At 68.5% G+C, this 15,832-nt stretch carries 6 protein-coding genes and 1 pseudogene; 2 read left to right on the top strand and 5 right to left on the bottom strand.

Annotated elements, in window-relative coordinates:
* Window positions 1-159: 159 nt before the first annotated feature.
* The 3 genes from ACFV61_RS17720 to ACFV61_RS17710 all read right to left on the bottom strand — a co-directional run bounded on the left by ACFV61_RS17720 (window position 160) and on the right by ACFV61_RS17710 (window position 2,328).
* Window positions 160-474 (bottom strand): hypothetical protein, encoded by a 315-nt coding sequence (locus ACFV61_RS17720; protein WP_380492535.1) that lies wholly within the window; start codon window positions 472-474, stop codon window positions 160-162.
* Between the two features lie 180 nt (window positions 475-654).
* A complete protein-coding gene (locus tag ACFV61_RS17715; protein WP_363376196.1) occupies window positions 655-945 on the bottom strand; it encodes a hypothetical protein in 291 nt (96 codons plus the stop codon).
* Between the two features lie 201 nt (window positions 946-1,146).
* Window positions 1,147-2,328, bottom strand: coding sequence for an alpha/beta hydrolase family protein (locus tag ACFV61_RS17710; protein ID WP_380492533.1), 1,182 nt, complete (start codon window positions 2,326-2,328; stop codon window positions 1,147-1,149).
* A 414-nt stretch (window positions 2,329-2,742) separates the two neighbouring features.
* Between ACFV61_RS17710 and ACFV61_RS17705 the strand changes: the two are divergent.
* Window positions 2,743-3,639: pseudogene (locus ACFV61_RS17705) on the top strand (tyrosine-type recombinase/integrase); the annotation flags it as partial.
* A gap of 177 nt (window positions 3,640-3,816) precedes the next feature.
* On the opposite strand, the gene ACFV61_RS17700 reads toward ACFV61_RS17705, so the two are convergent.
* Entirely contained in the window at window positions 3,817-4,143 is a 327-nt protein-coding gene (locus ACFV61_RS17700) for a hypothetical protein (RefSeq protein WP_380492531.1), read from the bottom strand.
* 336 nt (window positions 4,144-4,479) lie between these two features.
* Window positions 4,480-11,565 (bottom strand): RHS repeat-associated core domain-containing protein, encoded by a 7,086-nt coding sequence (locus tag ACFV61_RS17695; RefSeq protein ID WP_380492529.1) that lies wholly within the window; start codon window positions 11,563-11,565, stop codon window positions 4,480-4,482.
* Window positions 11,566-12,114: 549 nt separating this feature from the next.
* Here ACFV61_RS17695 and ACFV61_RS17690 point away from each other — a divergent pair.
* Entirely contained in the window at window positions 12,115-15,741 is a 3,627-nt protein-coding gene (locus ACFV61_RS17690; RefSeq protein WP_380492527.1) for a ricin-type beta-trefoil lectin domain protein, read from the top strand.
* The last annotated feature ends 91 nt before the right edge of the window (window positions 15,742-15,832 follow it).

Genomic DNA, 15,832 nt, shown 5'->3' with positions numbered 1-15,832 from the left:
CCGGGGCCGGCGGTATCCGTCGGGGCCTGGTTCCTGCGCCGGGGACTGGGCGGGTCCCCCCCCCCGGAGCGGCCGGTGTACTCGACTGTCGACCGGCCGTTCTGGTTCCACAGCGGCGACGGGGTGTCGATCGCACCGACACCCGGAGCCGGCTGCCGATCAGGCGGGGATGGGGCGACAGCCCTGCCCGTTCACCCACAGGCCGCCCTCGGCCCAGCCGCTCTGACACTGGTACGCCCCGCCCGACCCCCGGTCGATGAGGGTGAAGTTGCTCAGCGGCCCCCAGGTGGTGCTGTCGCAGTCGCGGCCCATCGCGTTCGGCAGGTCGGGGTTCACTTCGTTGCACCGGATCACTTCACCGACCCGCTTGCTGGGGACGCCGTGCGCGCTCCCGTCGGCCGCACCGGCGGCGCCGACACCGGTCAGGCCCAGGACGGCGGTGGCCATGCCGGCGACGAAGAGCAGTCGTTTCATGAGGAAACCTCCTTGGTGGGGATGGGGCTCCGCAGACAGTTCCCTTGCAGTCCACCCGCGTATCGACCCATTCGCATGAACACGTCATCCCGTTGCGTGCCCTGGCGACGGCAGCGAACCGAAGAGGCCGGCCACCCCGACATCACGTCGGATCGACCGGCCTCTTCACCGCCCGGAGCGTCAGGCGATTCGCACGCTCGCGCCGAACTCGAACGTCGCGGTCTCGCCCGGGTGCACCACACCGATGACAGGCCCCTCGCAGCCCGGCCGATCGTGGACGTCGGCGGGCTTGTCGGTGAGGTTCTCGACGATGAGGGGCCAGATGTCGCTCTGGTAGCAGCCCGAAGGGTTGTTGTAGGTCTTGAACCCGACCCGCAGCTGACCGGTGGCCGCCTGGGCCGAACCGGGCACCGCCACTGCCACCGCCGCGGCCATGGCCACCGCGCCGAGCGCCTTGCTGATCCGTCGCATGTCGTCACTCCAGAGTGTCCGGGGGAGCCGCCGCGGATGGCGGCTGCGCCGGAGGACTGCCCCGATCCGCCGCAGGTCACAGCCCTGCGGCGGCCGAATCACCTGATCGGGCGCCCCGGGCCGCCCCGGGCCGCCCCGGGCCGCCGTGCGGTCGGCGGCCCACTCGCCACTCCTTACCTGCCGCTCGCTGCTCGCCACCTGCTACTTGGCGAAGCGGACCTCCGGGAAGGCCGCCGAGGGGCCGTCCAGCAGTCGGCTCGGGCGGTTGAGCAGGTACCGGTCGAAGAACGCGCCGAGGTACGCCCGGGTGGCGGCGAGCGCGCGGTCGCCCTTGATGGTGCCGTACTGCTCCGGGGTGGTGTCGGGCGGCAACTGGTCGCGGACACCGAGGGAGTCCACCAGCCAGTGCATGTCGCAGAACGACAGGTGGCCGGCCTCCGGCAGGTCCAGCCAGCGCTTCCAGCCGGTCAGGTGCTGCCAGGTCTCGTCCCAGTTCGCCGTCGCGGGCCTGCCGGCGTGCCGCTGGGCGCCGAGCAGCAGCACCGGGCGGGCGAGGCCGTCGGCCGGCAGCGGGGCGAAGAAGTCGCCGTCCAGGTTGGCGGCGGCGCGGATCCGCCGGTCCTCGCTCATCGCCTCGACGGCGCTCGCGCCGCCGATCGAGTGGCCGGCCGCGCCGATCCGGGAGCGGTCGACCTGCAACCCGCGGACGAGCCCGGGGCCGGGCGCGGTCAGGCGGTCGATCAGGAAACTGATGTCCTTCGCCCGACTGCGGGTGACCTCGGCCGCCCGCTGGTCGTCCACGTGATCGCAGATCAGGCAGGTCTCCACCCGCCCGTCGGGGAACTGCACGACCGTCTCGTACGTGTGGTCCAGCGCGGCCACCACGTAGCCCCGGGCCGCGAGGTCCTCGGCAAGGGCGGTGAGCGAGGTGCGGCTGTAGCCGTAACCGGGGGAGAGCACCACCACCGGGTGCCGCCCGGGCGCGGGCACCGTACGGGCCTTCACGCCCGTCCGCACCTCGCTGACAGCCGGGGTGCCGAATAGCGCGGACGACACCTCGGGGGAGACGTACGGCAGTTGCTCCCCGTGCTCCCCGCGCGCGGGCTGCGCCGGGTACCAGAGGGTGGCCATCAGCTCGCGGCTCGCGGCGTCCGCCCGCCAGGGATCGTGCCGGGCCTTGTCCACCAGGTGCACCGACGTGGCACCGACCGGCCGCCGCGTCGTCGGCGCGGGCACCTGCGGCACCTCCGTCGCCGCACTCAACGAGAGCGTTCCGACCGTCGGGGAAGCCGCCAGCGCGGCCTGCGGACCGGCCAGCGAAAGCAGGACGGCAATGGGCACGGCGAGCAGAACAGCACTCTGCCACCGAGAAGTTGTCGACATACCGCCACGCTAGGCCCGCCCCCACCCCCACCGCGTCCTGCCCACGACCTAACCCCCTCCACCCCAGGTCGCACCCGCCACGCCGCCCCCACCCCCCCACCCGGACGCCCCCACCTCCACCTGCCCGCCCTTGCGCAAGTCACCCCCCTTTGCACAGAGTTGAGCGCCCCGGCGGCCCTTCCCGCCTTGCGGCGCATCGGAGCTCCCACCGGTCGCGCCGTCGACTCCATGCACCGGCTTACGGTTCTTCCCAGGCACCGCAGACTCGCGAACCCTGAACTCCGCCACGGCTCACCGATCTTCGGTTCGAGGAACACCCCATACGGCAGTGTGATGTCCCCCCGCCGTCCGACGACACCCCGCCCGAGCCGACTGCTGGACCGTGGCCTTGGATTGCACCCATCTCGCGAGGGCCAGTGCCGCACCACCTGCCAGCGCTGCGCCCGCGGCCTCGACGCCGCCCGCGACCAGCCCCGCTTCTGCGCCATTGGTACGTGCTGCGGGAAGCGGCTCTCCCCGCTGAGCCTCGCCTACGTCCACTCCGTCCTCAAGTCCGCCCTGGAACATGCCGTCCGAGAGGAGGAGATCCCCCACAACGTCCGCATGGGCACACCCCGACCCCGCCGCTTCGAACCCCTCACCGCGCAGGAAGCCCGCGCGTTCCTCGCCGCTACCCACGGCCACCGGCGGCACGCACTGTTCGAACCCGCTCTGCGAACCGGGCTCCGCAAGGGCGAACTCCTCGGCCTGCGCTGGGAAGACCTCGACCTGGCCGGCGGAACCGCCAGCATCCGCCGCACCCTCCAGCGCACCAACTCCGGTGGCCTGATCGCCCTGCCGACCAAGACCCAGAGTTCGGAGCGGCGCATCGCACTGCCCACTCCATGTCTGCGCTCCCTCGAACAGCACCGCGACCTGCAGCGCCAGGAACGCCAAGCGGCGGGGGCGACCTGGAAGGACAGCGGCTACGTCTTCACTCGGCCCAACGGTGCTCCGATCGAGGGAGCTACCCTCACCCGTCACTTCACCGCACTCCTCCGCCGGGCCAGGCTCGGCCGCATCCGCTTCCACGACCTCCGCCACTCGGCGGCCACCCTCCTCCTGGAACAGGGCGTCGAACTCGTCGTCATCAAGGAACCCCTCGGCCACGTCCACATCGGTGTCACCGCCACCGTCTACGCCCACGTCCGACTCCGCCTCCAGCGCGACGCCATAGACCTCCTCGGCAACGCCCTCGGGGGCCCCGCCAAGCCCGCCACTCGGCCCGACGATGGCGACGGACCGCACATTTGTGCAGCACCCGTCCGCTGACGTTGCCGTCAACTGCTGCCGTCAGACGCCAAGAAGCCCCGCCGATGATTCTTCGGCGGGGCTTCTAGCATGGGATCTGGTTTGACTGAACTTAAGACTGGGACGACGAGGCAATTCTCCGGATAGCCGAATCGCTGGCGATTACTAATTCAGGCCACCCCGCCGACCGATCCATGTTCAACTTGCCGGCATAAGAGGATTCTCGGCCTCAAATTCAAACGTTTCTATCGCGGCGCCGATCGGAAATTCCGAATGGTCTCGCCAGATTTTAGCGACAGAGACCAGAAGGTTCCATGAAGCAGTCGCGTGAACCTCGGATACCGCAGCACTTTCAGGCGGAGAGGCGCGGTAGTAGCGAATAGCCGCAACCTGCTTGTCTGTAATCAGGCGGAGCGCAGTGGCTGTGCGGCGGGATTCATCTTCTCGAAGTGAATCGGCGCCGGGGATTCGAGCATATACAAACTTGACCAGTTGCGAAATCTGCTCATCAGTAATCCGCTCCATTTCAGCCTCTCAAACACTCGATTTTGCACGAAAATAACAACTAGCTCCCCACCATCAACCCGTAGGGTCACAGCAGCTGGAACGCAGCACCCGCCCGCAGGAAATCTGAGTGACCATCAGGTCTGCGGCTGCAGCCCGTGATCGCCCAGCCGCTACTGGATAATATCAACCCGTCGCCGTGCATCAGAAAACATGACGGCCGCCGCGCCCTGAGCGCAGTCGCCCGGGGTCCTTAAATGGCCGCCGCGCAAGAGGCCGACCGAAATCACCCGGCCGGCCTCATTCAAGATTGCGACGATTCATTCACTCGGTCAGGCCGTGCAGGATCTCTTTGCGCTAGCACCCCGGCGTGTATGGCTTTATGTTCTTGTAGTTGTGATTGTCCACCCAGCCAATATCACCATACCTGTTCACGAGAATCCGATACTTATTTTTCCCATCACCCATGTCGTAGATCAACGCTGAGTCGTTAGCCCCGGGCGCCGAAGGGCCCCACTTCCGCGCGTGCGCGCCTGGCGTGGGGTTATTTCCCGTTCTGACCTCGAACCTGTCAGGACCGGTGCCAGCACCATTCATCCTTGGTTCCGCTTGCCCAGCCAGGATTTCCTGAATTCGCTGCTGGACAATGTTTGGAATTGCCGGGTCATCGCCGCCAGCGTTATGCACCAGCACCGGAGTCTCGCCCGCCAGCACATAGTACGTGTGGAACTGGTTGATGGTCAGGTTGTGGGCAGTTTGGGACCGAGTGTGGTAGTTCCGGATGGCCTGGACGGTGGCGAGTGTGTTGGCGGTGGAGGTCAGGAGCTGGTCGCCGATGTGGAGGTCGGCGGCGTCCGTCCACTGCTGGGTGGTGACATTCCAGTACGGGTGGTGCTGGGTCGAGGTGAGCCGGAGGCTCTTGGTTTGTGGGTTGGTTGGCTCGGAAGCGATTCCGGGCTGTTGTGTGGTGGTCAGGGTGAGGTCGGTGAATTCCTGATCATCGAAGCTGGTGATGATCGCAGTGACGGGTTGCGGCTTGGTGGTTCCGGTTTGCGGGTCGGTGGCGGTGGCTGTGTCGCCGGTGGTGACCTTTTCGATCGGCTTGGTGGTGCCGTCGGCAAGAAGGACCAGTGTTCCCGCCGGAAAGCTGTTGCACTTTCCGAAGCGCTCGAAACCCTTTTCGAGCCCGCGTTCCAAGGCTTTGGCCTTGCTCCATCCGACGAGGTTCGCCATGGTGTTGAGGCATCCCCAGGCTTGGGACATCCCGCTGCCCTCGATGCAGGTTTTCGCATCCGTGACGCCGGTGAAGTCGGCCGCGGTCTTGACGATCGTGGCCCAGGTGGCGTTGGGGACGAACTTAATCCACTGTGAGGTGCTGTTTGCGGGCTGAGGCTTCTTGGCGTTGAAGTTGATCTTCTGCTCGACTTTGAGAGCCCCGCCACTCCCTGGAGCGCCGTAGTAGACGGTGCGGCCCCACTCCCATCCGCCGTGGTTGTCCGGCTTCCATGTCTCGGTCGTGCCATCGGGCAAGAGGCTGCTGGTGCCGCCGTACATGCCGTCGGGGCGAAGGCCGCTGGGGTCGGAGAGGTTGACAGGGTTGTTGTTGCTGTAGGCGTAGCCGTTCCACTGTTGGGGGTCGGCTGCGTCGAGGATGGGGTCGGGGCTGATGAAGCGTCCGCGGATGGGGTCGTACTGGCGGGCGCCGAGGTTGGTGAGTCCGGTGGTGTCGTCCTTGCTGCCGCCGACGAAGCCCTTGGTGCCAGCCCACTGATTAGCGGAGGGCTGGGTGCCGCGGGGGTTGCCGAACGGGTCGGTGGGGCGGCGGGTGACGGTCTGGGTCGCGTTGGTGTTGACCTGGAGGCCGCTGGTGCCGTGCGGGTCGGCGGCCTGGATCAGGACGGTGCCTCCGCCGATGGCGGCGGTGACGCGGGTGTAGGTCAGTCCGCCCGGGGCGGTGATGGAGCGGACGTCGCTCGTGGAGCCGCTGCCGGTATCGAGGGTGAGCTCGTCGGTGGGCAGGTTGAGCGTGGTTTTGCCGGGGTTGCGGCGGATGAGCTGGTTGCCGTCGGCGTCGTACAGGTAGGTGGTGGCGCCGGCCTGGCCGGTTTTGGTAACGGAGTCGAGCTTGTCCTCGCCGTTCCAGGCCAGGGTGGTGGTACCGCCGGTGTCCGTGATGGCGGTGGTGTTGCCCTTGGCGTCGTACTGGTAGCTGACGGCCTTGGTACCTGTCGGCCCGCTGGTGGTGGAGGTGAGCAGGGCGTGGGGCCCGCCGGTTCCGCCGCCGGTGTTGGGGGCGGTGGTGGGGGAGTTGCTGCTCTTGGCGGCTCCGAAGGTCTGGGTCGTGGTGATGTCGTTGAGGCTGTTGCCGGTGATGTCGTGCTGTACGAGGCCGGTGCGGTTGCCGGTCGCGTCGTAGGTGTAGGTGTTCCAGTAGGGTGCCGGTCCGCCGACGGTCCGTCCGCCGGGGTTGACGGTGGCCGGGCCGTTCGCGTTGTTGCAGCCGCCGACGCCGGGCACGGTGGTGGAGCTGCCGGTGCCGTGGACCTCGCCCGAGGAGTCGGTCCAGTCGGCGGTGGTGAAGGTGCCTGCGGTGTCGGTCCAGGCGCCGGTCAGCCTGCGGAGGTGGTCATAGGTGAAGCACTGGGTGTCGGTCGCCGAGGCGTCCTGGATGGTGGTGGCCGAGGTGATCTGGCCGGACTGGGTGTAGGTGTAGCTGGTCTGGTCGACCGAGACGGTTCCGACCTGGCGGTCGGTGAAGTTGTTGATGACCCGTCCGGTGGCCCAGTCGTACTGCTGGGTGGAGACGACCTGCTTGCCGTACTGACCGACCGTCGTACGCACCGGGCGTGCAAGGGCGTCGTACTCGACCTTGGCGATGACGGCCTTGCTGAGGCTGGCGGCCGCGGTGAGCAGGCCGGTGATGGTCCGACCGTAGCTGACGGTTTCGGCCGGCAGGCCGCCGGCGGCGGGAATGCCGACCTTCGTCAGGGAGCCGATGACCGGGCTGTAGGTGTTGGTCGTCGTGTAGGTACCGGCGAGTGCGCCCTCGGCGGACGGGATGGTGATCGATGAGCCGAGAGGACGGTAGGCGGTGTCGTAGTCGGTGACGGCCTTGGTGTAAGCCGCGCCGCCGGCTCCGCCGACGTAGCGGGTCGAGGAGGTGGGCTGGCCCTTGACGAGGGTGTCGTAGTTCCAGGAGGCCAGCTGGTTCGCGGGTGCCACGGCGCCGTTGAACGTGCCGGTCTTACGGTTGAGCAGATCGTAGGTGTAGGAGAGGGTGTTGTTCTTGGCGTCGACGGTGTGGTCGATGCGCGAGTTGACGTCGTAGAACGTCCGGGTCACACCGGTGTCCGGGTCGGAGGCCGAGGTCTGACGCCCGAGCAGGTCGTAGGAGTAGCTCCAGGTGTTGCCGCTGCTGTCGGTCCGGGACGCGGTGAGACCGGCCGGCGTGTATCCGTAGCTGGTGACGTCCGCGTCGGCCAGGTTGCCGGTCGCGGTCGGTGTCCGGTACTGCCCCAGGGTGGTGGTGCGGCCTTGGGCGTCAACCACGGTCGACGTCGGAGTGGCGCCTGAGGGAGGCGTGACGTCGGTACGGTCAGCGCCGGGGTAGGCGGTGTTGGTGGCCCACTGGAGGTTTCCGTAGGAGCGGAACTCCGAGCGCACGACGCGCCCGTTGCCGTCGTAGGTGTTCCACGTCTGGCCCGGGACCTGGCCGTCTGCTGCCGGGATGAAGACAGAGTTGGTGGGGAATGACCCCTGCTCGTAGTACGGGTCCGAGGTCTTGATCACCCAGCCATGGGTGTCGTAGACGGTATCGGTGATCAGGCGCCCGGTCGGCTTGGCGGCGCTGGTGCTCTGGGTCTGCCGCGGCCGTCCCAGGCCGTCGAAGATCTGGACGCTTGCGGAGTAGGTGACCGCGTCGTCGTTGATCGACTCGGTCGTGATGGTGGGCGGTGCCTTGGAGCCGTTCAGGAGGTAGGTGAACTTCCGGCTCGGCAGTTCCTCGGTCGGCCGGTCGGGCGCCCAGACCGCGGTGATACGGCCGAGGGCGTCGTACTGGGCGGTGGTGACCCGGCCGTTGATGTCCTTACTGACCAGAGGTGAGCCGCGGGCCGGATCCTGGGTGACGGTGGTGGTCCAAGCTGCTCCCATCGGTCCGGTGGTGCGGATCTCCGTCGGCAGCTGTCCGGCGGCCGGGCTGAGAGCGACCGATGTGACGGCCGGGGTGACGGACGGGCCGCTGATCTGTGCGCCGTTGCGGTCGTAGGTCGACCCGTCGGTCGTGCCGGTCGTCAGGCTCCGTCCGTAGGCGTCGAAGGCGGTGCTGCCGTTGTGGAGATAGACGGGGTTGCCGGACTGGTCGAAGTGGTCGAGGACCTGGCTGCCGGTCGGGTCTCCGACCGCGCCGGCCTGCTTGAAGGACTTGCCGTCGTAGACGCTGCGCTTGCTGGACAGGGTGTTCGCGGCTGTAGCCGTCGCCGAGCAGGACCCCTGGTAGGTGGTCGTTTCCGACGCCAGGGTCAGGAGCTGCGGGTTGTCGCTGGCCGCGTAGCCGGTGGTCGTGCAGGTCTCGGGGGTGGCGGCGGTGCCGTCGCCCTTGTCGTCGACCTTGATGACGCGGTTGCCGTTGGCCGGTTCGGTGGTTGTGACCTTCGTCGTCGTGCGCCAGCTGCTGTCGGCGAGCCGGGCCTTGGCGATCTCGGTGAACTCGGAGTCCGGGAGCCACGCCTGGATCTTCGGCGCGCCCGCGCTCTGGGCATGCGTCGCGGAGCTCGTCTGCCCGTTGTAGGTGTTCCCGGAGACGGCCGTGACCATCCCGCCGGCCTGGTCGTAGACCTCGGTGGCGACGACGCGGCCGGACAGCTGGGCGCTGTCGGTGACGGTGCCGCCGAGCGGGCTGGGGACCTGGACGCTGCGTTGGGTCTTGCCGTTGGCGAGGTAGTCGTCGTTCATGCCCCGCAGGTAGGTGACCTTCTGCTGGGTCTTGGGGGCCTCGCTGGAGCCACCGCTGCCGGTGGTGGTGGTGACGGACTGGTAGCCGCGGAACTGGTCCCAGGTCCGGGTCTTGGAGTCGGTGAACTCCGCGTCGTTGCGGTGCCAGGCGGCCTCACCGTTGTAGGTGTACTCGGTGGTCTTGCCGACATTGGGTGTGCTGACGAGGTCCAGCTCGACGACGGTCTTGACGAGGGGCTTGTCGAACCAGTCGTTGATCGGGTCCTTCGAGGACAGGAACGTCGGGTACCACTTGACGGGCATGCAGGCCATCGTGTTGCTGTCCTCGGAGGACGGCATGTGGTTGTTCACCCGGGAGCATTCGGGGTCGGCGTAGACGACGCCGATCCGCCCGCCGGTCTCGGTGGTGATCTCCTGGATGCGCGGGCGCATGTACATCTTCTCGCCCAAGTCCAGGCCGTCGACGCGGTTGGCGCGCATCGTGTACTTGAACTGGACGGCGGGCAGGTCCTCGATCGCGGCCTGTCCGTTGCTCGGCACCCGCTGGACGGAGTCCAGCTGCAGGATTCGCTTGGTGGCGTCCCCGGGGTCGGCGAGTTCCTGGTTGAGCTTCCAGGTGTCGACGGCGCGGTAGGCGGAGCCGACCATAACCTGTGTCGAGATCCCGGTCAGGCGCTTGGTCGTGAAGAATGTGGGCGCCGAGTTCACGCACGAGCCGTCGGTGCAGATCTGGTCGATCGGCGTATCGGGCCAGGCGTCCGCGTTGGCCGCGGTGCGCTGGTCCTCGGAGCAGGTGATCGTGCCGCCGGGAATGCAGCGCTCCGCGACGGTGAACAGGACCTTCGCCGCCGGGTTCGCGCCGCCCTTGGCCGCCTTCTGCTCGTCCAGGCGCTGGCCGTAGGCGATCTCCTTGAGGTAGCCGGCCCGCTGGTAGTCGGCGAGGGTGCCGGTGCCGCCGCTCTGGACGCGACCACGGTTGTACTTGTTGCCCTCGGTGGCGTACTTGTACGTGGTCAGGTTGCCGTGCGGGTCGACCACGTAGTCGAGCTGCCAGCGCCAGGCCATCTGGCACCAGGAGTTGTTACCGCTGGCGGAGTTGTAGCAGGGGTCGCCGCTGTTGGGCGAGTACACCGGCAGGGTCAGGACGGAGTTCGCCGCAGGGTCGCTGCCGTCACCGCCCGGCAGGTGGTTGAGGCCGAAGTAGTACTGCACTCCGTCCGGGGTGGTGATCCGCCAGTACTCCATGCCCTGGTAGTCGACGTCGCCCGCGGCCTTCGGCGCGCCGGTGAGCTGCTCGACCTTGGAGCCGTCGTCGCTCTCCAGGTGCCAGGCTCCGGTCGCGTCGTCGCGCACGATGGTGCCGGAGCGCCCGCCCAGCGAGAGGGAGGCGCTCTGCCCGCCCCAGCACTGGTCGCCCGAACCGGTGATGCCAGCCTTGTCGCAGCTGCGGTAGGACCGCTCGATGTAGCCGGGCTCGTAGCCCCAGCCGTCGCCGATCCACGAGGGCTGCGCGTTCGTGGACGACGTCTTGCCGTCCACGTTCGCCGAGTTGTAGCTCAGCGCCACGGTGGGTGCGGCGCCGCCGAGGGCCGGCGGTGTCTGGATCGGGTAGCTGTAGGTGAAGCTGCCCGTGTTGGAGCCCGCAGACCAGGACACCGACGACGACAGCGGCGTCGCGGTGAAGTTGCCCAGGGGGCCCGACGGGGAGGCCGCGGGGGCCAGGACCACGGAGCCGCCGGTTCCCCCGGTGCTGCCGACGTTCAGGGCCTGCGCAGGTGCCTGGGCGGTCGACTTCGCTGTGGTGAACGACGCCTTCACCGCACCGCCCTGGGCGTTGCCAGGTGCCGCAGGGGGAAGGGTGACATCCGCAGTGATCGTGCCGGAGCCGTCGTTCTTCACCGGAACCGGGGTCTGCGTACGGCACTCGGGGCGTTCCGGCGTGGTCAGTGAACAGGCCGGGAGCGAGACGAGGCCGGCACGGTCCGACCACCCGCCCGCCTGGAGGGCCTTCAGGTCCAGGGTGACGCTCGCCTGCCGTCCGTCGCCACCGACCGACGCCTTGGCGTCGGTCAGCGCCACCAGCGGCCCGTTGACGCCTGCGGCCTTGCCCTTGTCCTGTCCGGCCACCTCGACGGTGACGGCGTGCGCGCTCTCACCCTGGCCGGTTCCCGGTGCGACCCGGACGGCCAGATCTCCGGCCTTGGTTCCGGTCATGCCACCGGAGGCGGGTGAAGCCCCGCCGGTGGCCCTGCGGGCCGCCTCGGCTTCGGCGCTGTCGGAGCCGAGCACGACTGTCGCGGTGCCGGTGACGACCGGCGGAGCGGTCTCCGGCTTCCAGCCCGCTGCCTTGACCGCCGTCTTGGCGCCCGGCGGCTGGGCATCGTGTCCCTTGACGGAGGGGGCCGCGCTTCCCAGGGGTGTGTTCGGAGGAGCCCAGACCTCCCCCTCGGGTTCGGGGTAGGTCCATGCCACCGCCGGCGGCACGCTCACCCCGGTCAGCGTGAGAGCGACCAGGGCCGCCACAGCCGGCGACCGCCATCGGCCGCCTATTCGTTTTCCGGCCCGTTTCCGGGCAGGCCAAACCACCACAGTGGTGTCTCCTCACTCATTGTCGACACAACGTCATATGGACATGGGTGTGTCAGGATCGAGGTGACGATATGTGCACCCACTGACACGCCACCAGGTCGCATGAGTGCCGCACATGAGATGTTTATGAAGTCTTGATCTCCTGATCTGCGGCTTATCCGGACACATCGGCATGAACTGACAAAGGGTTTGACCGATCCGCAGGTCAGCACGCATCGTTCCCACCCGAACGCACCCCATCGAGGGTGCGGCCCGACCGGGAGGGACCCTGCAATCCGCATGACCAGCACTCCAGGCACAATCGCGCACACACCACCAACACCTTCCATACGCAGGCGCATACTCGCGCTGACCGCCCTCGGCACCGGCTGCGCCCTGAGTCTGGCCCTGCTCAGCGCGCCGGCAGCGCTCGCGGCCGACACCGCCCCCGCCCCGCCGACCCACGGCCCTGTGGGTGGACTGGCACCGATCGTCCCCTCGTCACCGGCACCCGCCCGCACCCCCGCGCAGCAGGCCATGCTGGACGCGCTCGCCAAGGCCAAGACGACCGGCAAGCCGGTCACCGTCGAGACCTTGACCAATGAGGCCTCCAGAACCATCGCCAACCCCGACGGCACGCTGACCAGCACCGACAACGCCCAGGCCGTAAGGACCAAGCGCGGAGGTGCCTGGGCGGACATCGACTCGACGTTGAGGGCCAACGCCGACGGCACGTTCAGCCCGGCCGTCGCGACGACCGGGTTGAAGTTCTCCGGCGGCGGGGCGGGCCCGATGGCCACCGTGACGACCGACGACGGCAAGAGCCTCGCGGTGAACGCCCCGTTCGCCCTGCCCAAGCCGTCCGTGACCGGCGCCAACGCCACCTACACCGACGTCCTCCCCGGTGTGGACCTGCAGCTGACTGCGCTGTCCCAGGGCGGCTGGCGGGACGCCATCATCGTGCGGACCAAGGAGGCCGCCGAGAGCGCGGCACTCAAGTCGCTGACCTTCCCGGTCTCCGCGCAGGGCCTGTCCATGACCAAGGACCAGTCCGGCGGCATCACCGTCGTCGACGACAGCGGTGTCACGCGCTTCCGAGCCCCCGTGCCGCTGCAGTGGGACTCCAGCAAGCCCGCGCCGTCGACCGCCACCGCCGACCGGGCTTCCAGGGACTCGGTGCGTGCGGCGTTGGCGGCCGCCCCGACGCCCGCGCCCACGGGGAGTGCGAGCGGGATTCCGTCGACCGCCGAGGAACCGGGTGACGGTGCGAACGTGGCCGCCATCACCACCAAGATCATGCCCGCGGCGATCGAACTGACGCCGGACCACGACGCCCTCGGATCCGGTGACGGCCCCTGGTACCTCGACCCGTCCCTGGTGGCGGCGACGAGCTCGGTCCAGGGCTCGGTGGAGGTCCAGGAGAACCACAAGAAGGCGGAGAACTTCAACAAGAAGAGCAACCTGGCCACCGGCTACTGCGGCTACCACAGCAGCGACCCGAGCCTGGACTGCGGTGACCTGGGCCGCCAGCGCGCCTACTTCCAGTTCGGCATCAACCCGGTGCTCTACACCAAGCCCGGCGGCGCCGAGAGCCCGCCGAGCATCCGGACTTCCACCCTCAACTTCCAGGTCACCGGAGCCTCCAGCCCGGGCACGAACACGCCGCTCGTGGTGTACTCGGCTCCCAAGCCCATCCACGAGCACACCAACTGGACCGACCAGCCCTGCGGGGACAACAAGGCCGTCGTCATGGAGAACTGCCCGACGGTCAACGGGCAGTGGATCACCGGCACCGGCCCGCTGGCCGTCGACGTGACCGACATGATGAAGCAGGCGATCGCCGGCCAGTGGCCGTGGTGGACCGTCGGCATCGCCCCGATGGGCAACGAGTGGGACATGACGTTCCGGCACTACATCGCCAACAATCCGTCCATCACCACCACTTACGACATCACTCCGACCGTCTGGTACCCGCGCACCAGCCCCGCCCCCGGCTTCGCCTGGAACAACAGCGCCGCCGAGTGCACCACCGGCGGCGCGCACCCCTGGGACAACCCCGGCTGGATCGGCGCCAACCAGAACATCAACCTCACGGCCAACAGCTACTCGCCCGCCGGGCAGACCCTCCACACCGACTACCAGATGTGGGACGACAACGACGCCAACTTCAGCTGGACCCAGGGACGCTGGGGGACCAGCTACAACGACCCAGGCCCCTCCGTGGGCGTGGGATCGCTGTCGGACGGCCACCAGTACGGCTGGACGGCTCGCGCCACCGACGAGATCCTCACCTCGCCCATGACCCCGTGGTGCTACTTCCGCGTCGACAGGACCAACCCCCGCGTCAGCATCAGCTCGACCGACTTCCCGCCGTCGGGCACCCCCAACCCCACCCCGGCCAAGTACATGAACGACCCGGGCGCCTTCACCATCAATGCCGAGGACCCCGCCCCCGGCGCCGGGCTCCAGGCCTCCGGCGTCGCCTGCGTGCGCGTGAGCACGGACCCGACACCGGTCGTCGGCTGGCGCTGCGGCCAGAACGGAACCCTGCCCCCCGGCCAGCCGTACACCTACAAGCCCAGGGACTGGGGCACCAACACCCTGTACGCCTGGGCCATGGACAACGCCGGCAACTACAGCCAGCCGGCCGTCTACAACTTCTACGTCCCCTGGAAGCCCGACACCCAGCCCCTGTTCGGCGACGTCGACAACGACCAGAAGCCCGACGTGATCACCGTCGACAGGAACGGTGACCTGCGTGTCATCGGCGGCACCATCGACCCCACGACGTCCCTGGCCGCCCCCGCCGCCGCCGCCCCGGGAAACCGCGACTTCGGCGCCACCTGGTCCGACTACCAGGTCAGCCACCACGGCACCTTCGCCGTCGGACAGGCCGTCGACGAGATCCTCGCCCACTACACCAAGGACACGACCTCCAAGCTGCGCGAGGCCCTCTACCTGATCCCCAACAACGGCACCGGGCGCTTCGACACCCTGACTCCGATCGCCCTCAACCGGCCCGCCTGCACGACCTACGAGACCGGCAAGCCCTGCTCCGGCTACAGCCAGAAGAACTGGAGCGGCGCCTCGCAGGTCATCGCGATCGGCACGCCCGACGGCGAGGCCGTGGGCGGTGAGCCGGGCAACGAGGCCCGCAAGGTCATCATGACCCAGACCTCTGTTCTCTCCCTGGAGAACAACAACCTCTACCTGTTCCAGCCCAACGGTCTCGTCGACTCCCTCGATGCCGCGACCTACCTCCCGGCCGTCTCCGGCAGCTGGGCCGACCTGGAGCTGCTCAACCCGGGTGCGGCCAACGGGGCGACCGCCGTCCCTGGCACCACCGACCCCACCTACCAGACCACCATCTGGGCGCGGAACCGCACGACGGGCGACCTCTTCGCCTACCCGCTCGGCTACAAGGCCGACGGAACGGTCGACTACTCCGCCCTCACCAAGCCCGACCAGGGGATCAAGCTGGACGTCGGCCAGCCGGTCAAGGCGGGCGACTACCCACGGATCGGCGCCGGAGACCTCAACAACGACGGCACCCCCGACCTCTGGGTCATGGACAACAGCAACGCGCTCTCCATCTTCGCGGGCAAGAGCAGCACCGGCACCAAGGGCAAGGTCGACGGCTTCGTTCCCCCGGCCTTCGCCGGCTTCTCCGACTCCAGCGTCACCATCCACTCCCAGCTGGTGAACTGGCTGTGCGCCGACTCCATCGGCGGACCCAACGAAGGCACCGAGGTCGCCGCCTACGCCTGCTGGCAGACCATCAACCAGCGGTTCAACTTCGCCACCGACGGCACCATCCGTTCCGGCAGCTGGTGCGTCTCCACCAAGGGCAACGCCCTCGGTGACGGAACCGGCCTGATCCTGTCCCGCTGCGTGGGCAACACCGGCCAGAAGTGGGCCGTCCGCCCGGACGGCCGGATCTACCTCCCCGCCACCGTCACTGCGGACAACCCCGGCGGCCGCTGCCTCGAACTGCCCGGATGGGCCACCGAGCAGGGCACCCGGCTCGGGATCTGGAACTGCCCCGGTCTGCAGGCCAACCAGCAGTGGAGCCTCAACTACGAGCAGCACGCGCCCTGATGGCGCTCGCCTTGGGGCGAGCTGAGCCGATCCGATGAACGTGAACAGCCTGTAGACAGGCCGGGGGGGGGGGGGGGGGCTGGGGGGGCGC

The sequence above is a fragment of the Kitasatospora sp. NPDC059817 genome (genome assembly GCF_042731835.1).
In the GTDB taxonomy this organism is placed as follows: Bacteria; Actinomycetota; Actinomycetes; order Streptomycetales; family Streptomycetaceae; genus Kitasatospora.
The sequence above is the reverse complement of the archived record's forward strand: the minus strand, read 5'-3'. Positions and strand labels throughout refer to the sequence as shown.